General features: G+C 52.0%; 18 protein-coding genes. 6 read left to right on the top strand and 12 right to left on the bottom strand.

Going from position 1 to position 22,451, the window contains the following annotated elements; translation table 11 throughout:
• The first annotated feature begins 3 nt into the window (after nt 1–3).
• From JS578_02460 to JS578_02435, 6 genes are all read left to right on the top strand, one after another.
• Nucleotides 4–1,080, top strand: coding sequence for an OmpA family protein (locus JS578_02460; protein ID QRX64142.1), 1,077 nt, complete (start codon nt 4–6; stop codon nt 1,078–1,080).
• Between the two features lie 171 nt (nt 1,081–1,251).
• Nucleotides 1,252–2,304 (top strand): GDP-mannose 4,6-dehydratase, encoded by a 1,053-nt coding sequence (gene gmd / locus JS578_02455; protein QRX64141.1) that lies wholly within the window; start codon nt 1,252–1,254, stop codon nt 2,302–2,304.
• 11 nt (nt 2,305–2,315) lie between these two features.
• A complete protein-coding gene (locus JS578_02450) occupies nt 2,316–3,449 on the top strand; it encodes a GDP-L-fucose synthase (protein QRX64140.1) in 1,134 nt (377 codons plus the stop codon).
• A 237-nt stretch (nt 3,450–3,686) separates the two neighbouring features.
• Nucleotides 3,687–4,094 (top strand): transcriptional repressor, encoded by a 408-nt coding sequence (locus tag JS578_02445; protein QRX64892.1) that lies wholly within the window; start codon nt 3,687–3,689, stop codon nt 4,092–4,094.
• A gap of 61 nt (nt 4,095–4,155) precedes the next feature.
• Complete coding sequence (locus JS578_02440; GenBank protein ID QRX64139.1) at nt 4,156–6,537, top strand: TonB-dependent receptor; 2,382 nt, start codon at nt 4,156–4,158, stop codon at nt 6,535–6,537.
• Nucleotides 6,538–6,608: 71 nt separating this feature from the next.
• Entirely contained in the window at nt 6,609–7,130 is a 522-nt protein-coding gene (locus JS578_02435) for a DUF4625 domain-containing protein (protein QRX64138.1), read from the top strand.
• A gap of 67 nt (nt 7,131–7,197) precedes the next feature.
• Here the strand turns inward: JS578_02435 and JS578_02430 are convergent, their stop codons facing one another.
• From JS578_02430 to JS578_02375, 12 genes are all read right to left on the bottom strand, one after another.
• Entirely contained in the window at nt 7,198–8,733 is a 1,536-nt protein-coding gene (locus JS578_02430) for a peptide MFS transporter (GenBank protein QRX64137.1), read from the bottom strand.
• Nucleotides 8,734–8,853: 120 nt separating this feature from the next.
• Nucleotides 8,854–11,454 carry a TonB-dependent receptor gene (locus JS578_02425; GenBank protein QRX64136.1) on the bottom strand — a complete coding sequence of 867 codons (2,601 nt, stop codon included), beginning with the start codon at nt 11,452–11,454 and terminating at the stop codon, nt 8,854–8,856.
• Nucleotides 11,455–11,521: 67 nt separating this feature from the next.
• Entirely contained in the window at nt 11,522–12,376 is an 855-nt protein-coding gene (locus tag JS578_02420; GenBank protein ID QRX64135.1) for a GLPGLI family protein, read from the bottom strand.
• 25 nt (nt 12,377–12,401) lie between these two features.
• Nucleotides 12,402–13,253: a GLPGLI family protein gene (locus tag JS578_02415; GenBank protein ID QRX64134.1), complete on the bottom strand. Its 852-nt coding sequence runs from the start codon at nt 13,251–13,253 to the stop codon at nt 12,402–12,404.
• Between the two features lie 64 nt (nt 13,254–13,317).
• Nucleotides 13,318–13,512: a hypothetical protein gene (locus tag JS578_02410; GenBank protein ID QRX64133.1), complete on the bottom strand. Its 195-nt coding sequence runs from the start codon at nt 13,510–13,512 to the stop codon at nt 13,318–13,320.
• Between the two features lie 510 nt (nt 13,513–14,022).
• A complete protein-coding gene (locus JS578_02405) occupies nt 14,023–14,880 on the bottom strand; it encodes a GLPGLI family protein (GenBank protein QRX64132.1) in 858 nt (285 codons plus the stop codon).
• Nucleotides 14,881–14,909: 29 nt separating this feature from the next.
• The gene (locus JS578_02400; GenBank protein ID QRX64131.1) at nt 14,910–15,686 is read right to left on the bottom strand and encodes a transposase; all 777 of its coding nucleotides are present in this window, start codon (nt 15,684–15,686) and stop codon (nt 14,910–14,912) included.
• Between the two features lie 3 nt (nt 15,687–15,689).
• On the bottom strand, nt 15,690–15,998 hold the full coding sequence (locus JS578_02395) for a transposase (GenBank protein ID QRX64130.1): 309 nt from the start codon (nt 15,996–15,998) through the stop codon (nt 15,690–15,692).
• Nucleotides 15,999–16,226: 228 nt separating this feature from the next.
• A complete protein-coding gene (locus JS578_02390) occupies nt 16,227–16,886 on the bottom strand; it encodes a hypothetical protein (GenBank protein ID QRX64129.1) in 660 nt (219 codons plus the stop codon).
• 18 nt (nt 16,887–16,904) lie between these two features.
• Nucleotides 16,905–18,248 carry a C10 family peptidase gene (locus tag JS578_02385; GenBank protein ID QRX64128.1) on the bottom strand — a complete coding sequence of 448 codons (1,344 nt, stop codon included), beginning with the start codon at nt 18,246–18,248 and terminating at the stop codon, nt 16,905–16,907.
• Between the two features lie 132 nt (nt 18,249–18,380).
• Entirely contained in the window at nt 18,381–19,304 is a 924-nt protein-coding gene (locus tag JS578_02380) for a transposase (GenBank protein ID QRX64127.1), read from the bottom strand.
• Nucleotides 19,305–20,236: 932 nt separating this feature from the next.
• Nucleotides 20,237–22,450 carry a GH92 family glycosyl hydrolase gene (locus JS578_02375; GenBank protein QRX64126.1) on the bottom strand — a complete coding sequence of 738 codons (2,214 nt, stop codon included), beginning with the start codon at nt 22,448–22,450 and terminating at the stop codon, nt 20,237–20,239.
• Between the last annotated feature and the right edge of the window lies 1 nt (nt 22,451).

Here is a 22,451-nt window from a genome sequence, read left to right as displayed (position 1 = left end):
ACGATGAGAACGCTGATATTAACCTCCCTGCTGATGCTGCTTCCCTTTGCGGGGTTGCGGGCGCAGCAGGATGAGAGGATGACGCAGGATGAGATTGGGACGCCGGCAGGCGACTCGATTGAGGTGAGCGAGCGGGAGCTGCAGGCGGCGTTGCAGGAGATCGCCCGCGCGGTGCAGCTGAATGAGCTGCAGCGAATGGTGGCGGAGATGGCGGCACAGCAGCAGCTGGGTGCGCCCGCTGCAGAACGGCGCTACGAGGAGCGGTTCGACAGGCTGGAACGGCTGCTCTACGGCATGGCGGGGCGACTGGGTTACACGCCTTCAGTGACGGAGCGGCGCAACCTGATTGTGATGCCTGACGGAAGCAGTGTGGTGCCTTACCCGGTCTATCCGGCAGTGGCAGCACAGCCGGCGGAGGATCCTCTCTTGCAGCGGCAGGTGGAGCTGCTGCAGCAGCAGATCGTCTTGCTGGAGCAACAGATTGCGGATGCAGGTGAGGGTGGAAGTCCCGAAACAACCGCTACGGAGCACAATGCCCTGCGCCTGCAGTCGCTGCGCGATGAGATGCAACGACTGCAACAGGTGCGTGCCGAACAGTCGCGCATCCTCGCGGTGGAGAACCAACGGGCGGACAGCCTCTTCCGGGCTTTCCTGGCGGAGGAGCAGGTCGCTGCCTCAGGTGAGCCCGCAGCGGGTGGTGCAACCCCCACAGTGTTATCCGAAGAGACACAAAGCGATGAGGAAGGTTTCAGCGACATGCTGGCTGCCCTCTATCAGCGGCAGCTCTTCTTTCCGGTCGCCTCAGACAAACTCTCCACAGAGGCGGAAGGCGCACTGGAGGAGGTGGCAGCGCTGCTGAAGCAGCAACCGGCATTGAAGGTCTCCCTCACCGGTTATGCCAGTCCGGAGGGGAACCGCGACTACAACCGGCGCCTCTCGAAACAACGGGCCGCGGCTGCAGCGGCATTCCTTCGTGAGCAAGGCATTGCGACTGACCGCATCCGGGTGATACCCGAGGGGGTGGATCGGCAGTCGGAGATGAAGAGCTACGGCCGCCGGGTGGATGTGAGGATTGAATAGCGGAAGCGTTGCTGTCGCACTTTTTCTGCCGCACGCACCTTGATTGAAAATATTTTGTGCTATCTTTAACTTTTCTTTTTATGTGATGCCGGACCTGTCTCAGCAGACAATTGGTTGGAGCTGAATCGTTTCCTGCATCCTATTCTTTTACAACATGTAATACATTGGATTATGGACAAAGTGGCACTCATCACCGGGATCACCGGTCAGGACGGCTCCTACCTCGCAGAGCTCTTGCTGGAGAAGGGTTATACCGTGCACGGCACGCTCCGTCGCTCCTCCTCCTTCAACACGGGACGCATCGAGCACCTCTACTTCGACGAGTGGGTGCGCGACATGAAACAGCGCCGGCTCATCAACCTGCATTATGCGGACATGACCGACTCCAGCTCGCTGATCCGCATCATCCAGACCATTCAGCCGGATGAGATCTACAACCTGGCGGCACAAAGCCACGTGAAGGTGAGCTTCGACGTGCCGGAGTACACTGCCGAGACCGACGCGGTGGGGACGCTGCGACTGCTGGAGGCGGTGCGTATCCTCGGTCTGGAGAAGAAGACACGCATCTACCAGGCATCGACCTCCGAGCTGTTCGGACTGGTGCAGGAGGTGCCGCAGCGGGAGACGACACCCTTCTACCCGCGCAGCCCCTATGGCGTGGCCAAGCTCTACGGCTTCTGGATCACCAAGAACTACCGCGAGTCGTACGGCATGTTCGCCGTCAACGGCATCCTCTTCAACCACGAGAGTGAGCGGCGCGGTGAGACCTTCGTCACCCGTAAGATCACCCTGGCGGCGGCACGCATTGCCCACGGACTGCAGGACAAGCTTTACCTGGGTAACATGGATGCCCGGCGCGACTGGGGACACGCGCGCGACTATGTGGAGTGCATGTGGCGGATGCTGCAGCACGAGACCCCGGAGGACTTCGTGATTGCTACCGGTGAGATGCACACGGTGCGCGAGTTCTGCACGCTGGCCTTCGCCGAGGCGGGAATGACCCTCCGCTGGGAGGGTGCCGGCATCGACGAGAAGGGAATCGACAGTGCCACGGGACGCGTGCTGGTGGAGGTGGACCGGAAATATTTCCGTCCCGCCGAAGTGGAACAGCTGCTGGGCGATCCTACCAAGGCGCGCACGCTGCTGGGCTGGAACCCGCGGCAGACGACTTTCGAGGAGCTGGTGAGGCAGATGGTGCGACATGATTTGAAAAGTTATCAGTGATCAACCATAACATGAACAAAGATTCAAAAATTTACGTTGCCGGCCACGGGGGACTGGTGGGATCGGCGATCTGGGAGAACCTCAAAGCGAAGGGATACACCAACCTGGTGGGACGCAGGCAGCGGGAGCTGGACCTGACCGACGGGGCAGCGGTGGCACGCTTCTTCGAGGAGGAGCAGCCGGAGTATGTCTTCCTCGCTGCGGCGCACGTGGGGGGCATCATGGCCAACAACACCTACCGGGCGGACTTCATCTACCGCAACCTGCAGATACAGAACAATGTGATTGGCGAGAGCTGGCGCCAAGGCGTGAAAAAGCTGCTCTTCCTGGGGAGCACCTGCATCTACCCGAAAGAGGCGCCGCAACCGATGGGGGAGGATACGCTGCTGACAGGACCGCTGGAGTACACCAACGAGCCCTACGCAATCGCCAAGATCGCGGGCCTGAAGATGTGCGAGAGCTTCAACATACAGTACGGCACCAACTTCATCGCGGTGATGCCGACCAACCTCTACGGTCCGAATGACAACTTCGACCTGGAACGGAGCCACGTGCTGCCGGCAATGATCCGCAAGATCCACCTGGCGAAGTGCCTCATGGAGGGCGACATGGAGGCGATACGGGAGGATCTGCGCCGACGTCCGGTTGAAGGCATTGGTGCCCGCTTGAAGGGCCCGGTTATAGACATAAGTCCGCTCGAAGGGGTAACTCATGCCGATCTGCCTGAACCGGTGACCGACCGGCAGATACTGGAGCTGTTAAAGAAATATGGCGTGACACCTGAGGGTGTGACGCTCTGGGGTACGGGGCAGCCGCTGCGTGAGTTCCTCTGGAGCGAGGAGATGGCGGATGCCTGCGTCTACATCATGGAGCGGGTGGAGTTCGCCGACCTCGCAGCCGGCAAAGAGGAGGTGCGCAACTGCCACATCAACATCGGCACAGGACACGAGATCTCGATACGCGACCTGGCGATGCTGATTGCCGGCACCGTCGGCTACAAGGGCAGGATCGATTTCGACAGCTCGAAACCTGACGGCACTATGCGCAAACTGACCGATCCCTCTAAGCTGAACGCCCTTGGGTGGCAGCACCAGGTAGAGATTGACGAGGGGGTGCGCCGCATGTACGAGTGGTATTTGAAGTAGTTATTAGCTATTAGCTGTTAGCTTTTAGATAACAACTAACTGCAACTACTGAAAAAAGATTAAAAAAACGGTCTGCATGATGCAGGCTGTTTTTTTTGCCTTATATTTGCAACATTGTTGCATTTGAAAGTGTGTTGCGTGTGTAGATTCCTCTTGAAGGATGAAATCGCACGTTGCAGTTACCAGACACTGTAATTCAATGCAAACGCATATCGAACAATTAAAATTGATATTATGATATCCGTAGAGGAGATCCTCCAACAGAATGAGTTGAAGAATACCGCCTGCAGGAAATATATTGTGGGAGAGCTGCTGCAGAGCCGGGCGGCGATGTCGGAACAGGAGTTGAAGGGGAGTTCAGACCTGTTCGACCGGGTTACCTTCTACCGGACCCTCAAAACGCTGGAGGAGCATGGGGTGATTCACCGCATCGTGCTGAACGACAACACGGTGAAGTATGCCCTCACGCGGCAGAAGCAGGGAGAAGCCCACATCCATTCGCACTTCCACTGCGAGCGGTGCGACGAGGTGCTCTGCCTGCGCGGCAAGACCCGCTTTGAGGCGGAGCTGCCGGAAGGGTACAGCCAACGGGAGGTGTTCGTGGTAATTGAAGGGATCTGTGCCGGTTGCAGTGTGAATGCCTGATTGCTTCTCACACCTGGTGAGGAGCAGCCTGTTTCGGGCACTTTGGAATAACGATGAACAGATGAAAAAAATGATATTGCTGCTGTTGCTGACGGCAGTTGTTTTAGGTATCAACGGGCAGGGAGTCTCGATGAAGGGGTATGTGCATTGCGCCGAGCACGATCATTACCTGCCGGCGGCCTCCATCCTGCTGCAGCCGGGAGAGCGGCACCTGCAGAGCGATGAGAATGGTTTCTTCGCGCTGGATGAGCTGGCGCGGGGCAACTACCTGCTCACGGTGCAATACATCGGCTACGAGCCGCTTACCCTCTCCCTGTCGCTGCAACAGGACACCCTGCTGCACATCCACCTGCATCCTTCGGCATTGCTCCTGAAGGAGGTGATGATTGAGGGAGAGCAGCCGAAAGAACCTTCGCTGGCGCCCGCGCTGGCGGTGGAGGAGCTGGGGCGCCACTTCCTGATGCAGGAGCACAGTGAGAGCTTCGCCAAGACGCTGGCCACGCTGCCGGGGGTAGCCTCGATGGACATCGGTGCAGGCTTCTCGAAGCCGGTGATCAGGGGGCTGGGCTTCAACCGTGTGGCGGTGTCGGACAGGGGGATCGTGCAGCAGAGCCAGCAGTGGGGGGCCGACCATGGGCTGGAGATCGACCAGTACGACGTGGACAACGTGCGGGTCTACAAGGGGCCTATGTCGCTCCACCACGGCTCCGACGCCATGGGGGGCGTGATCGAGATCCTCCCGCCACAGGTGCCGCAGCAGGAGGGGGTGCGGGGCGACCTGACGCTGACCGCCAAGAGCAACAACGACCTGATGGGCGTCTCGGCGGCGGTTGCCGCCAAGAGCGGACGCTGGTACCTGCGGGGACGGGCAACACTGCAGCACTACGGCGACTACCGGGTGCCGGCAGACACGGTGACCTACCTCACGCGCCAGCTGCCGCTGCATGGGCGGCGGATGAAGAACACCGCCGGCAGGGAGCAGAACCTCTCCTTCTCGGTCAACTACGGGGGAGACAGCCTGGAGAGCTGGCTGCATGCCTCATACGTCTCCGGCAGAAACGGTTTCTTCCCGGGGGCACACGGCATACCCTCTCTCGATCGCCTGCTGCCGGACGGATCGGTACGCAACCTGGATATGCCCTACAGTAGCTCGGGACACCTCAAGCTGATATCGAACAACAGGATCAAACTGAAAGGGGCGACGCTGCAGGCCGACCTGGGGGTGCAGCAGAACCGCCGCGCCGAGCGGTCGCCCTTCCACACGCACTACGGCAGCCAACCGCCGCCGGCAGTAGACCCGGATCTGGAGCTGCAGTTCCTGCTCAACACCTACACGCTGAACAGCAGCATTCTGTGGGACCAGGAGAAGCGGTGGCGCAAGCAGGCGGGCATCGCCGCGGAGCTGCAACACAACAGGGTGGGGGGCTACTCCTTCCTGCTGCCGGCATACGACCGTATCACGGGGGGCGCCTGGTGGATGAACGAATTTGTGGTGAACGATCGGCTCACCTTGTCGGGAGGCCTTCGATACGATATCGGCTCACTCACGGTGGAGGGCTTCCATGATCCGCTGCTGGAGGCTTACCTGCTCTCGCAGCAGCTGAGCGCCGCCGAGGCGGCTCAATACGCACAACGGGCGGAGGCGCTGCAGCGCCGCTTCGGCGACTGGTCCGGAGCCCTGGGAATCGTTTACAGACCCTCGGAGAGGCATGCCTTCAGGATGAATGTCGGCAAGAGCTTCCGCTACCCCACGGCCGCCGAGCTGGCATCCAACGGGGTGCACCATGGTGCTTTCCGCCACGAGCAGGGAAACAACACGCTCAACCCTGAGCGGGGCATCCAGTGGGACGGGGAGTACCGCTACCATGACCACCGCTGGGAGGTGACCGTGAGCCCCTTCCTGTCGCACTTCGGCAACTATATCTTTCTGGAGCCGTCGGGTATCTGGTCCATGCTGCCCCACACGGGGCAGATCTACCGCTACCGCCAGGCGAGGGCGGTGACGGGGGGCGGTGAGCTGGCCGTAACCTATCGTCTCGACGCGCACTGGCAGCTGGGGGGCGACCTGGAGGTGGTGCGCAACCGCAACCTGGAGGATGGCTACGCCCTTCCCTTCTCTCCGCCCGACATGGCGACGGGCGACCTCTCCTACAGGGGGTTCAGCCCTGGAACGATGGCACAATACCGACTGCGGCTGCAGTACCGGCATGTGTGGGATCAGCAACGGGTGGCGAAGAACGAGGAAGCGACGGCGGGGACATCGCTGTGGGACTTCTCTGCGCACCTGCAATGGCGAATCGGCCGGCGGCGGGTGATCACCGACCTGCAGGTGCAGAACATCTTCGACAGGCCCTTCCTCAACCACCTGAGCTTCTACCGGCGGTTGAACATTCCGGAGCCGGGACGCAATGTGCAGTTGATCGTGCGGGTGCCGATTGGGTGAGTGATCAGTTTAAACAACAAACCTGTAAACATACTAACATACTAACTTAATAACGTAATAACATAATAAGAATGAAAACAAACCATATCATTGTACTGCTGATGCTGGCGGCAGTGACCGCATTCAGCGGGTGCGACAGTAACGAGATTGATACCGCGAAGCCACAGATCCTGCTGAGCGAGCCGGCAGAGGAGGAGGCATATGCCCCGGGGAGTGCGATTCATTTCGTGGTGACCCTCTCTGACAACGTGGCGCTGGCATCCTACAAGGTGAACATCCACGGCGCGTTCGACGGGCATACGCACAGTGCAGTGCAACCCTCTTTAACCCGGGCAACCGATGCGGAGCCACACCCCTTTGAGCGTACCTGGATGGAGAGTGAGTTCATCGCACAGGGTGAGGAGCCGATCGCCGGCAAGCAGCAGGTCATCATCAATCACCGGCTGATGGTGATCCCCGACAGCATTGAGGGCCGCCCGGTGAAGGAAGGGCATTACCACTTCACGGTCTACTGTACCGACAGCTCCGGGCAGGAGTCCTTCATCGCCCGCGAGGTTGAGATCACGCATGAGGCGGGGGAGCATCTGCATTGAGAAGGGATCAGCTTTAAGCTTTTAGCTTTAAGCTTTTAGCTTTAAGCTTTAAGCTTATACCTTACCGCTATTTTATCCCGTGCATCAGCTTGTTGAGCCGGGGTGAAAGGATCAGCACCAGGAGGCCGGTGGCGACGGCAATCAGGCCGAAGCTGGTGTAGACATCGATATAGCGGCTGAGAGACTCCAAAGCGGAGGGACCTGCAGTGCCCACGGCTGTCTCTACGCTTGCAGTTGCTTCGACTACCTCCTTGCTGCTGCCGGTGAGCCTGGCAAGCTGCCCCGCGAGGAAGTTGGAGCCGGAGAAAGAGAGGAACCAGGCACCCATCAGCGTACCGGATAGCTTCTCGGGTGCCAGCTTGGTCACCATGGAGAGGCCGATGGGGGAGATGAAGAGCTCGCCCACGGTGTGGAAGAAGTAGATGCCGACGATGATCCAGAGCGGTACCAGGAATGCTTCGTTATAGGTGTAGAGGCCGAAGCGGGTGATGAGGTAACCGATGCCGAGCAGCATGATGCCGTAGCCGAACTTGGCGGGGATGTTGGGGTTGAGGTTACGCTCCGACAGCTTCACCCAGAGCATGGAAATGAGCGATCCCATGACGATGATGAAGAAGGGGTTGAAGAACTGCGTCTGCCCGGCAGTCATCTCGAAGATGCCGAAGACGTTTCGGTTCACGTTGCGGTCGGCAAACAGGGTGAGCGAGGAGCCCGCCTGTTCGAAGAGCGCCCAGAACAGGATGTTGAAGAGGCAGAGGATGATGAAGATGATCATCCGGTCGCGCAGGATGCGGCCACCGCGGATCCCCTCGCGCATGAGGGTATATCCCACGTAGAGGAAGGTGAGGATGAGCAGGATGCCCATGACACCGTTGTAGATGATGAGGAGGTAGAGCAGCGGGATGGCCAGGAAGGAGAGCAGCACGGTGAGCTGCAGCTGCGTGAGTGGCCCGAGCACTTTTGAGTGCAGCTTCTCCGGTCGTGGCGGACGCCCCTCCTCCTTGTAGTACTTCTGTCCCGCGGCGAAGATCAGCAGTCCCAGCAGCATGCCGACGCCGGCCAGTCCGAAGCCATATTGGAAGCCGAAGCGTTCACCCACCCAGACGACGACCAGGGTGGCCAGCAGGGCCCCCACGTTGACACCGATGTAGAAGATGGTGAAGCCGGAGTCGCGACGCGGGTCGTCGGCAGCGTAAAGCTTGCCCACCAGGCTGGAGATGTTGGCCTTGAAGTAACCGTTTCCCACGATGATGGCCGCCATGCCCACGTAGAGCCATGTCTGGCTGCCGCCCAGGATCAGGAACTCACCGATGGCCATCATCACGGCGCCCAGTATCACCGCGATGCGGTAACCCAGGATGCTGTCGGCCAGGCGGCCCCCCAGCACGGGTGCCATGTATACCAGCGCCGTGTAGGCGCCGTAGATGGCGAACGCCTGGTCGTCGCCCTGGAAGAGTGCCTTGGTGAGGTAGAGCACCAGCAGTCCCCGCATGCCGAAGTAGCAGAACCGCTCCCACATCTCGGTTAAAAACAGGAGGGAGAGTCCCCTCGGGTGTCCGAACAGATCGGGATATCGCGGTACGTTGGTGGCTGCTTCTTTCATGTGTTGTTTTTTGTGAAATATCAATCAAGCACAAAAATAGCAAAATTGACTTTCCAAAAAAACAGAATCGATTGTCAAATCTCACCTTGTTGTCTCTGTAACATTCCTGATTGTAGTTTTTCAATAGTGATAGCTGAGGCTGAGCAGCAACATGCGGGGCCGTAGGGTGTAGCGTGTTTCGAAGCGGTCGAGTCCGTTGAAGAGGGTGTAGGAATAGTCGGACTGGTTGAAGAGGTTGGTGGCGGTGAGGCTTAGCTCCAGCCGCGAATGGCGGTAGCTGATGCCGGCGTCGGCGAAGAAGCGCTTCACCTTTTCACCCTCTCGTATCTCGTTCATGGAGTGTTCCAGTCGCCCGTTGAGCTGCCACCGCTTGTCGACCTGCCAGAAGGCGGAGAGCTGTCGTACCACCTGCCAGAGGGAGGAACGGAGCGACTCCTCCTTTGTCCCAATCTCGGTAGTGTGAAGGGTTGCCGCCTCCTGGTAAGTGAGGGAGGCATCGTCAGAGAGTTTGATGCTCAGCTTGGGCATCAGCACCCATCCTGCTGCACGAAAGGGGTAGAGCACTCCCTGCTGCAGCCGCTCGCCCTGCATGCTGTTGTAACTGATGTTGAGTGACAGGTTGGTCCTGATTGCGGGGATGTACTTGCCGGCGTACAATGACCAGAGCAACTGTTCGGTGCGGGTGGAGTGGGCGGTGATGCCGGTGACCGACTCGTTGCCGATGAAGCGTTGACTGGTGAGGCTGTTCCGTTGTGAGGGGGCATAGGCAAGAGTGGAGTTGAGGAAGAAGCTGCTGATGGGATTGCGGTATTGGAATCCCGTGCTGTAGGAGGAGCGTCGCGACTCCGGCAACAACCCGCCCCGCTTGCTGAGGCTTCGATATCCCGACAACAGCCAGAGGCCTGTCATGTCGGTGAAATCACCGAGGGAGTGTGACGACCGGTAGGCGAGGTGTGCTCTCAACATCGGGTTGAAGCGGTAGTTGAAACGCAGTGAGGGGTCGGCATGCAGGTAGGTGAGCTGCTCCTCACCAAATTGCATTACCTGCCTGCGCAGGGGGAGATCGGCCTGAATGGTGAGCTTCTCCCCGCGGTAGAGGTAGGAGGGAGCCAGCTCCAGGAGGAGATGCGACGATCGTATTTCCCCCACGGTGCTGTCACTGAGCAGGGGGTGGATAATTGCTGATTCATACCTGTCGAGGGAGGCCTCTGCTACTCCCGTGAGGGTGACGCTGGAGCTGCCCCAGCCCAGGCTGTAGTAGGTGCTGTTACGCGTGTAAAAGCCGGAGAGGGTTACATCCTGCTGCTGCGCTGTCTCTGTGGTGTCAATCTCTACCGTGAGCTGTTGCGGTTGCGATGAGTAGGCCATGAACGAGCTGAAGTCCCAGAGACGCTCTCCCCATCGTTTCACATACTGCAGGTTGTTGCGTATCAGCTGTGCCGGCAGCCGGTAATCCTGCGTCACGCCCATACCGTTCAGGTTGATCGCAGAGGCGGATCGGTCGCTGCCGCCGCTCCAGCGGAGGGCGTTGTTGAGGTAATGGCCGGGGCTGTTGTCGCTGTATGTCAGCGCGGCATCGATCTTGTGGGTTCGGTGGGTGAGGGCGCTGCTCTCGCTGATCAGCAGGTTGCCACCGGGGAGGTAGTATTCGCTGTTACGCAAGATGCTCTCCTCCCGTTCATCGTGCAGGTACTGGATGTTGAGACGCAGCTGGCTGTGTTCACCCGTCTTGTGGAGGTTGTTGATGGAGGCAGTGTGCGATTTGTTGAAGAGGTACCGTTTCCGCTCCAGCGGAGGAGGACTGAACGATCTTGCCGAGAGGAGCGTGACCGGTGAGTAGCCGGAGGCCGCATCAGCTGCGTCACCACCGGTGAGTGACTGCTCTGTCAGCTCCCGGCCTATATCCATGGCAGCATTGTTGCCCTTGTACATGACGATGTACTGCCTGTTCCGCCCCGCGCTGAGGGCAAACGCTTCGGCCAGCCAGAGCAGTCCGTCAGCATCACCCGTTCCAAGGGTGACAGTGCCTGCCGGGCGCGACATCCGCTCTTTCTTCAGGCGCAGGTTGATGGCTGCCTTTTCGCTCGGCACCAGGTCGCGCAGGGCGTTGAGCGGCTGGTGGTTCTCCAGCACCTCCACGTTCTGCACCGCATCTACCGGTACATTGTTGGTGGCGATGCCGTAGCGGTTCTCCAGCAGATCGAGCCCCTCGATATAAAAGCGGTTGATCGACTCTCCCTGGTACTTGATGCCGCCGCTCTCGCTCACCTCCACACCCGGCAGTCGGCGGAGCAGGTCACCTATGCTCCTGTCGCCGGTATTGCGGAAGGCCTTCACGCTGTAGACCAGGGTGTCGTTCCTGTTCCATATGGCATCCGATTTGACCACCACCTCACGCAGCACCGTCTCCCCGAACGACATCGCGATGGTGAGCTGCTGTTCCCTGTTCTCAATCTCCCGTTTCTCGTCGTTGTAACCCAACAGCCGTGCATGGAGTGTGAGGCGGGCAAGGTCGCTCTTCACCCGGAGGTTGAAGGAGCCATCCTGTTTGGATATGTCGTAGGTGATGATCTCACCCGCACCGTCGAGAAGGGTGATCACCACCCCTTTGATCGGCTCTCTGTTCTCCTTGTCGACTATCTTGCCGCCGATCACCGTCTGGGCGTTCACCCCACCGGATGCAATCAGCAAGAGCAGGAGTATGTATCGGAATCTAATCATGCTTTCCTATTAACCGTGCTTTGTCTCTCCTCGCGTTGTTTTACTTGAACCAAGTGGCAATGATTAATTACTCACCCAGCTCGATGGGGTTGTAGGGGCGTGCTTTGCGTGCAGAGGCAGGCAGCTCGCTTTTGATCATGCCCGTGTTCTCAACCTGTGCGGCAGGGTTGTCGTAATACCTTTTTTGCAACCTGAAAAACTGTTCTTTCCGGATGTCGAAGGGAGTATAGTCGATGGTGTAGATAGGATCGATCCAGGAGGGTTGTTCGATGGCAATGCATTCGAAAGTGTAGTGTCCCTTGTCATCCACAGCCTTCAGGATCATGCCGGGGAGTCCGCCCAGCTTCCAGGGACCCTGACCAACGGGAATTTCAGGAGTGTACCAGACTGTATAATTCCGACCCAAAAATGTTGTGGTGGCCAAGTTACAGTGATAACCACATACCATCTCTGTTCCGCTGTTCAACTGCCAGACAGGCTCGAGGATATCTTCCTCATAACGGTAGGTGTTGAATGGTATCCTGTCGAGCGTTGTTGTTCTTCCTTTTGGTAAGTTCCTAAATATCTTGATTGGAATAGCACGTGCCTCTATCGACGTGACGCGTGTCAACACTTCCGAACGGGCACTTTTTGTGCGCACCATCGCATTCCATGTGGAATCCCCTATAAAAATATGATAATCAGACCACTTTGAGATGGTGTGACCGATTTGCAGCATCATGATATTCTCCCGTGTTTCATCAGGTTTAAGGGTGTCGGGCACCCAGGTCATCTGATACCGTAGCCGCAACAAGGTGGTATCCAGCACCGGGAACACAATCTCTTTCGCCGGACGCGGGTCATAGGGGAAACGGACAGACTGTGCCTCGATTGAGGCACCAATCAGGGTTAGCAGCAATAGTAGGGTGGATAATCGTTTCATACTATTTTGTTTAAGCAGCGAGATGCTATTCACTCAGTTCGATGGGATTGTACGGTTTCGAACGATATGCGGACTGAGGCAGCTCTGTAAAAAGCTGTCCTGTGTTGGAGATATGTGCACCTGGATTGCCCATGTAGATTTTTTGTTTCTGATAAAACTGTTGCTTTGTGACTTTTATCATGTTGGGACTTATACTGATGTAGAGGTTGGTGGGTTTGTTAAACTTCTCGATTCCAATGCAGACAAATGAGTAATGATTTTTTTTATCGGAAATTTTCATGATGAGTCCGGGCAACCCTGCAAACTTCCAGGGTCCGTCACTGATTGGAATATCGGGAGCATACCAGGCAGTGAAGTTCCTACCCCGGAACTTGGTGGAAGCTTTTCGACATCTGTAACCGCAAACGGTGGTGTCACCAGCTATCAGTTTCCATTCCGGTGTGATGAACTCCTCGTCGAAGATATAGAAATTGAACGGAATCCGGTTGATGGTTGTGATTTTTCCTTTGGGGTAGTTCTTATGGATAATCTCTTTATTGCTATTTCTAAGAAGAGGGATCGTGAGGGAACTCGTCTTATCGGGATGTATCTTCTGCTGTGCATGTTCATACCTGATTGAATCGACCATTACCCGCCTTTGATCCACATATTTAGAGGATTCATCGCTCACCTCAAGATACATCGCATACCTGTTTTTTTCATCCGGCGCCAATATGTCCGGTGTTTCAGTCTGTTCATAAAGAAATCGATAGCTTATTTCACCCAGTATTTCGGTTTCATTACTCTTCAGTTGTACGATCGGATCATTGTCACTGTATTGAGCAGATACAGTTTTGATGGTGATGACAATGCAAATAGAAATAATGAATCGTTTCATAACTTATAATATATTATGAACAACACATGTTGAAATTAATTCAACATGTGTCGTAAAAAATTATTTATGGACAGAAAATTTCATCCAAATCTAATAGATATTCTTCAAATTCGTCCATTGACCAACCATCAATATAAGCTTCTACTCGACTAATTGTTTGTACAACGACACCACATTCAGTTCTATAAGTTGCAGTAAATCCAAGTTGTGCAGAAACAAGAAGGATCAATAAAATAATAGAAATCTTTTTTTTTATCATTTCTATTTTTAATCAAAAAAGGCTTTTACAATAAAATTAATAATTTATTCAGGGTAATGGATGCATGAATACGCAATTCAATATTGCTATAATCCATATTGCATTTTTCATTTCATATTCAAATCAGATACTTTATCTGTTGAACGGTACAATTTTTATGTTATTTTTGCAGTGCCTTTCTTTGTTGGTTTAGTGTTACTCCCGGATTGATTGGTCTCAATTTGATTGTTCGCTTTCCTGGCAAGGGAAGGCATTTTTCTACTCAGTGATTTCACCTTTTCGATTATTGTACAGGTTCTGAGTCTGAGTCTGTAAAATAATAAATATATGCGCATATATATTGTGATACAAATATATTCTCCCCAAATGTAATCCACAAGAGGTCATCTGATATTTAACGGCAGATTAATATCTAAGTATCAAAATATCAAAGAAATAAATGAAGTGGATTTAACGCTGGTTGATCTCTTCTTATTAATTCTATTATACGCATGTAGACTTGTTTAACGCTTATTCACTCAACTCAATGGGGTTGTAGGCCCTTTTTCGCTTTGCACTTGCCGGTAGTTCAGTTTGCAGAACAGGCTGGATGTATCCGGCCGGGTTCTCTTGAAAATCACGCACCAGCTTTTCATAGGCCGATTTAGCGGTTCTGATATATCCCAGGTTCGGATTTGAGAGATAGATATCATCTTGCCAACTAACTTTTTCAATGGATATACATTCGAAAGAAACTTCGTTCTTGTCGTCCGTTGCTTTCAGGATCAATCCCGGAAGTCCCCTGAGTTTCCAGGGTCCGTCATCTACTGGAATATCCGGTGCAAACCAAGCCCTGTAGTTCCTTCCCCTGAAATTGGTGGTGGCCAACCTGCAGGGGTACCCGAGTATGGTAGTGGTGTCTTGGCCCAATTTCCAATTGGGGGACTTATACACCTCTTCGTAGAGGTAGGATGCCATCAGGTAATTGGTAAAAGTGATTTTTCCATTCGGGTAGTTTTTGAGGATCACCTCGGAAGAACGTCCTCGTTCGAGCGGAAGTAATTTACGGATGATGGTGTTGTTGTCTGCTCCCTGTTTCTCCAAGGCAAGCATCAGTGAGTCGCCCATTATTTTCTTTATATCGGAATACCTGGAAACATCCTTTCCGATCTGCAGTAACATGATATTTTCCCGAGTGGACTTCTCCGGATTCCGGGGGTCGTTCACAATTGTCTGCCTGTATTGACATCTCATGGTGGAGTGATCGAGTCGGGTATAAGGATTAGAGGGAGCCAGCACCAGTTGTGCCTCTGCGACCGGCGACTGGGCATTAATCTTTGTTGTTGCTACTGTAAAAACTAAAAAGAAGTAAATTGTTTTCTTATTCATTTAATTAGGGTCTGCTTATTAAATCCCAATCAGGCACAAAATTTCATTTGTGGCTTGACTGGATAAATGTTTATATTTCTCACTTTCATCAGTTTCAATAGTAACGAGACAAAATAAGGCAAGGGAATATCCCTCATGTACCTGATCAGGTTCATCACAAAAATGATAGCCCCTATCCAACTGTTTGATGTCGAGGACAGTCTGGCGCGGATATCATTTAAACCATATCCACGTTTCCCCTGACCAAACTTTCCTTCAACCTGATTGCGTTCCGCCGCCTCTCGTCGCTCTTTACGTTTTTGGTATCTGCTCTTGATCTCTTTTACCGCTTTTCGCCCCAGTGGTTCCCCGGTGTAGCGGATTCTTTTCTCTTTCAAAAACCGTCTGTTCTCCCGGGTGAGATAAATCTTATCCACCTGAACCAGCTCCGGGTATTTCCCTGTCAGCTCCCTAAAGCGTTCGACCTGTGCCTGAAGATCCTGCCCCTCGTTAAAGGCATCCCAGTGGAAATGATCCACCCTGGCATATCCATCCAGCAGGCTGATGTTGATCTTCGCCCCGAACTCTGTTTTTGCCTTGGCCTTGCCACGCACGATGGGGCGAACATGTGGCAGATGAATGCTCACGATGCGATCTTCTACTTGATGACTCTTCTTCTTGTACATGCTCTCCTGTTGTTCCAGCAGGTGCCGGATAACAAAAAAATATTTCAGCTTCAACCCTTTTCTTATCAAATCGTCCGTCAATGATTCAAAGACATCAAGGTCGATTCGCTTCCTGATGGAAACCAGCAGCGAGGGCGTCATTACCTATTCATAAGTGAAAGCTTCGAGTCCAAGAAAATACTGCATGTAGGGATTCTCCTGGATCATCTCTATCACACCGCGATCGTCCGTCTTCATGATGTGCTTGATGATGATCACTCCCAGCACAAGCCTGGCATCCTTGGTGGGGGCACCACGGTTGCTCTTGAAGTTCTTGTAGTAAAGCCGGGCGAACTCTTCCCAGGGAACTATTTTTGAAAGAACAACCCACCGGTTATTCTCATCCAGTTTTGCCTCGAAGGGCATCGTGAATTCAGAAATTGAAAGCTGCCTGAAGCTCTTGAATCGTATCATAAAATGCAAGGTTTATGAAGTAAAAATACTCAATTTCTTGCAGTTATGCATATTATATATCGTTTAATTTGCTGATATTCAGCATAAATATCTATTATTCAGCAGACCCGAATTAAACCACTTTATAATCAAAAACTCAAATCTACTATTAATCTATAGTGTGTACCAGCATTTCTTATCACTTTTATAAGAAACTCATGCTCCCTCTTAACTACATTACAAATGTTTTTACTGTACAATATCAACAGGTATTATTATAAGAATAGATCCATCTGCTTCATGCGCCACCAAATCTCCGTTATTCAGCATTTCTATCAATCTGTGAGTATGTTCTTCTTCATCAATAACTTGTTGGGGATTATGATAATCTGGGAAAAGTTCTTCTGTCGTAATAATGCGAATATTTTTACCATTATATTGGCAGTTAAACCATCCGTCCGGAATACCGTATTCGGTCTCTTTGAGGGTGACCCTTAATTCTTCGATAGACTCTCCGCTAATAGGCGGAATTTTATATTTAACGATATAACTGTATTCTCTTTTCCGTCCCTCATTTTCTATAATGCCAAATCCGAACAAATGACCTACTTTATAACTAAATTTATATTCTATAGGGATACCACTTTCGTTCGTAAATGATATAATCTCCATCGGGCAGGTCTTTAAAAAGTCTTCTTCGTTCAAATTCTGCGAATAATAATCAGCTTTGTCAAAATATGAGATACTTCCATCCTTATCGAAATATAAAATATTCCCTTCCTTATCAACATATTGAATTCCTATTCCTTTTGCGTACGCAAATACGGATTCATTCTTGTCACATCCGAACAAGAAAGGGAGTAATCCGGCTAATAATATTCCATTAATAAATTTATTACTAAATTTCATAGTTTCATTTTTTAAAAGTTATCTGGAAAGGACAGCATACTCCTTATTATATCTAAAATTATAATTTCCAGTTCCCATATTTTCGTCGTTTGGACCTAAAAAATTAGGGTTTACTTGTGTGTTAAAGCTTCCGCTTACAAAGTATCCGTCACATATGCCGCCCCATCCCCAGTTACAATGCACGTAGTCCGTTATACTACTACTACTACTACTGCCATACCGTATTCTTCTTAATCCATCAATGATCCAGGCATGCCCGTCTTCGTATGTATATATTATACCTAAGAATCTATTCGTCCTATTGGCATGGCTTCTTGCCATTATAAGACAATTTGAATTTTGTATGAGTGCATTGCGAACTCCAGTAGCATCGTAGTTATATAAAACAGTTGATGATGAAAGGTCGCACCAATTTTTTAAATATTTTACAGCATCTCCGGTATCCGCACCTGTTTGTCCATTACTTTTGTAATCAGCATTTAAGACTACACCCAAAAAGCGCATCAAATGAGAAACTTGTAATGCAGATTGAAAATGACGTGAATCTATAAGTTTTCCATAACCACTATAACCACTATACCATCCATCAAGATCTTCACAGTCTGCAATAATTTGACTCCAATTTAATACACTTGATCCGTATGAATTATTGTCTTGCCATTGAACATACCCTACTGTTTGAAAGAAACTTAATGCCTGCGCAGCAGCTGTCATCACACACCCGTTAACGCCATTAGGAGCAAACTTATTATAAGGTGAATGCTGGCTCCATTTTGTTTTCAATCTAATAGGAAGATCCAAAATGACAGTAGGAGTAGAATTGGATGAACCGCCGCTACCGCCACCGCCGCCATCGTCTTCAATCATTACTATTTCTTGCATTTGCATTTCTACTGCTTGGTCTAAAAACATTAAAAAACCAGTATTCTTAACTCTCGAAAGAGTGTCTAATGACAAAGAACCTTCATCGACAACAGCAAGGACAGGCGTAGTCCGCTTATCGCCGGACACAATCCCGAATCCTTGATCATTATCAAAATTAATCAGGTAGAATAATGTCTCCACATCATCAGGTATTTCGTAATCATAATCTGATGAAGACCTTGTAGTTGGATTGACATTGTAAGCCTGAATATCCTTAATTGTTCTTTTGGATGTGCTTCGCACCACATTTGAAGAATTGGAATCAAATTGATCCAAAAAGGACATTAACGTTTCCTTAGCTTCATCTTCTGAAACTTTAAACACGTTTGCGACAGTGCTGTCTTCTGTAAAGAAACTCTTTTCATCAACTTCATCATTGCTACATGCGATAAAGTGAGCAATAAAAAAAACAATGAATAACTTACATAAATTTTTCATGCTAATTCGATTTAAATTAAAAATGACAGACTAAATATCTGATCAAATCAGATCAAAAATTAACTTACTTACTACTCGGTAAAGTTAATGTAATATTTCAATTTTAAATAGGGTCTGCTTATTAAATCCCAATCAGGCACACAATTTCATTTGTGGCCCGAGTGGATAAATGTTTATATTTCTCACTTTCATCAGTTTCAATAGTAACGAGACAAAATAAGGAAGGGGAATATCCCTCATGTGCCGGATCAGGTTCATCACAAATATGATTGCCCCTATCCAACTGTTTGACGTCGAGGAGAGTCTGGCGCGGATATCATTTAAACCATATCCGCGCTTGCCCTGACCAAACTTCCCTTCAACCTGATTGCGTTCAGCCGCTTCTCGTCGCTCTTTACGTTTCTGGCATCTGCTCTTGATCTCTTTTACCGGTTTTCGCTCCAGTGGCTCCCCGGTGTAGCGGATTCCTTCCAACAGGCTGATGTTTATCTTCGCCCCGAACTCTGTTTTTGCCTTGGCTTTGCCACGGACGATGGGGCGAACATGCGGCTGATGAATGCTCACGATGCGATCTTCTACTTGATGGCTCTTCTTCTTGTACATGCTCTCCTGTTGTTCCAGCAGATGCTGGATAACAAAAAAATATTTCAGCTTCAACCCCTTCCTTATCAAATCATCTGTCAATGATTCAAAGACATCCAGATCAATGCGCTTCCTGATGGAAACCAGCAGCGAGGGCGTCATTACCTGTTCATAAGTGAAAGTTTCGAGTCCAAGAAAATACTGCATGTATGGATTCTCCTGTATCATCTCGATCACTCCACGGTCGTCAGTCTTCATGATGTGTTTGATGATGATCACTCCCAGCACAAGCCTGGCATCCTTGGTGGGGGCACCACGCTTGCTCTTGAAGTTCTTGTAATAAAGCCGGGCAAACTCTTCCCAGGGTACTATTTTTGAAAGAACAACCCATCGGTTATTCTCATCCAGTTTTGCCTCGAAGGGCATCTTGAACTCGGATATTGAAAGCTGTCTGGAGCTCTTGTATCGTATCATAAAATGCAAGGTTTATGAAGTAAAAATACTCAATTTCTTACAGTTATGCATATTTTATATCGTTTAATTTGCTGATTTTCAGAATAAATATCTATTATTCAGCAGACTCTAAATAATATCTATGATCTAATGAGGCAACGCAAATAATACAAAAAATATATTCTAACAAATTTATTACATCTTTACTCCTCCCTATCCTTTATTCTGCGCAATCTGATAGTAACAAGCTCAAGTTTCGCATGTTAATTTTAATATGTATTCAACTAAAGCGAAGGCATTTGGATGTTTCGTGGGGACCCATGGCTCGAAGTCAGCGTTAAAAAAGAGGAGTTGTCCGAGCGAAGCGAGTTCTTCTCTTTTAGCTAACGAGAGCTATAATGGGTCACGAAACATCGTCAGACGAACGCTCTAGTTGAAATCATACGACTTGCAAAACTTAAATAATAAATACATACACACATATATTGTGATACAAATATATTCTTCCCAAATGTAATCCACAAGAGGTCATCTGAAATTTAACGGGAGATTAATGTCTAAGCATCAAAATATCAAAGAAATAAATGAAGTGGATTTAACGCTGGTTGAGCTCTTGTTGTTAACTCTATTTTATTCATATTGACTTGTTTAACGCTTATTCACTCAGCTCGATGGGGTTGTAGGGTTTCGAACGATAAGCGGACTGAGGCAGCTCTGTAAAAAGCTGTCCTGTGTTGGAGATATGTGCACCTGGATTGCCCATGTAGATTTTTGTTTCTGATAAAACTGTTTACCAATTTGGCTAGACATGGGAAAGGATTCGGCCTCTGCCCCTCCAATTTCTATTGGAGGGGCTTGGGAGTGGGCTGGGAGTGGGCTTGGAGGGGCACCAGTCCAGTCCTTGCCGAATCCAATCTCTCTCCTCCTGCAAAAGTTGCTGTTTTTTTACAAGCCTACCGATCTTTTGGCGTGTCGGTCATATGAAACAGGAGGGTGCCTCCGTCCATAATCTGTTCGTAGGTGATGAAATTCTTTTTGTAGGGCGCCCCGTTCCACTCGATTTTATCGACATACATATTCTCCGCGGAGAGGTTCAGCGCTTCCATGGTGAAGCTCTTTCCTTCACCCACCGTGATGGAGACCTTGGGCAGCTGCGGTGCACCGAACACCAGCTCGCCGCTGACCGGGTTCACAGGGTAGAAGCCCATGGCGGAGAACATGTACCAGGCGGACATCTGCCCGCAGTCGTCGTTGCCGATCAGCCCGTCGGGTTTGTTCTTGTAGAAGTCGGTGGTGATCTGCCGTACCAGTCGTTGTGTCTCTTCGGGACGGTCGAGCCAGTTGTAGAGGTAGGCCACGTGGTGGCTCGGTTCGTTGCCGTGGGCGTACTGCCCGATGAGGCCGGTCACGTCGGAGAGCTTGCCGGTGGTGGCCTGCGTGGTGTTGAAGAGGTAGTCGAGTTGCTCACCGGTCTTTTCTTTCCCTCCCATCAGTTCGATGAGGCCGGGGATATCCTGCATCACGTGCCAGGTGTACTGCAGGGCGTTCCCCTCGGTGTAGTGGCCGCCCACGCTGGAGTCGGCATGTGCCAGCTCATAGGGGTCGAACGGGGAGAGCCAATTGCCGTTGGCATCTTTGGGCCGCATGCTGTTGCTCTCCTTGTCGAACAGGTTTTTGTAGTACCCGGCGCGTTTCATGAAAAATGCGTAATCATCCTCATGCCCCAGCTTTTGGGCCATCAGCGCGGCGCAGTAGTCGTCGAAGCTGCACTCCAGCGTGCGGGATACCGACTCCAGCGGAATCAGGTCGTAGGGGTAGTAGCCATGTTTGTCGTAGAGATCCCAGTTGGTTTTGTGGTGTGTGCTCCCGGTAAGTGTTTTTTTGATCTCGCCGTAGACCCTCTCCGCGTCGAAGCCGGTGAACCCTTTGAGAAAGGCATCGACAATCATCGGGATGGAGTGGTTGCCGATCATGGTGAAGGTCTCCTTGCCCATCAGTGCCCAGATGGGGAGGTGACCCTGTTGTCCGCTGTAGTCGGTCATCGCGTTCACAAGTTCGGAGATGATCTCGGGTGAGAGGATGGTGTACATGGGGAAGGCAGCGCGGAAGGTGTCCCACTGCGAGAGGGTGGAGTAGTAGGTGCCGGTGGGCGACTGGGTGATCTCTTCGTTCGGTCCCACGTAGCGACCGTCCACGTCGGCGATGTTGTTGGGCTGGATGTAGAGGTGGTAGAGCGAGGTGTAGAAGTTGGTCTTCTCATCGTGTGTCCCTTCCACCTGCACGCGGCTGAGGATTCTGTTCCACTCATCCTTTGCCTGTTGGTGTACCGCATTGAAATCCCATCCGCTCACCTCGGCAGCCAGGTTGGCTTTGGCCCCCTCGACGCCGGTGGTGGACATGGCGATTTTCATGTTGAGCGTGGTGTCGTCGCCCATGTCGAAGGTGAGGATGTAACGCGGTGCCTTCTCGCGCGGGTCCTGCGGGTCGAGCTTCTCGGAGGTGAGGATCGGCTTGTCGAACTCGATGACGAAGTAGTATGTGCGTTCCACCCACTCGGTGCGGCGGGTGTGGCCGGTGAGGGTGCGGTCACCCTCGATGGTCACCTCGTTGTCCAGTACATGGGTGTAGAGCCGTTCCTTCTGCCACACCAGTCCGCTCTGGAAGTCGGCCAGCACGTTGGCCGGCTTCCCCTCCGCGAAGGTGTAGCGGTGGAACGCCACGTGCGGGGTGGTGGTGATCTCCACCTTCACGTCGTTCTCGGGCAGCTCCACGGCATAGTAGCCGGGAGAGGCCTTCTCGGTGGACTTGTCGAAGCGGCTGCTCAGGTCGGCCCGTTTCTCGCCGGCGAAGGGCTGCATGAGCAGGTCCCCCAGGTCGACACAGCCGGTGCCGTTGAGTCGGTTCTGCGAGAAGCCGTTGATCCGCTCATCGTCGTAGAAGTAACCGGAGCAATACTCCCAGGAGAAGTTGCCCGTCTCCGGTCCCGGTTGCATCATGCCCAGCGGGTAGGTGGCACCCGGGAAGGTATGTCCCGTGAAGGCAGTCCCGATAAAGGGGTTCACATATTGCGTCAGGTCGCCCTCGTCATTTTGGGTCGAATTGCTGCTCTTCTTCGTGCAGGCCAGTGCCAGCAGAAGGGTAGTGAAAAGGAGTATATTTTTTTTCATA

It is taken from the genome of Dysgonomonadaceae bacterium zrk40 (assembly GCA_016916535.1).
GTDB lineage: Bacteria > Bacteroidota > Bacteroidia > Bacteroidales > Dysgonomonadaceae > Proteiniphilum.
The sequence above is the reverse complement of the archived record's forward strand: the minus strand, read 5'-3'. Positions and strand labels throughout refer to the sequence as shown.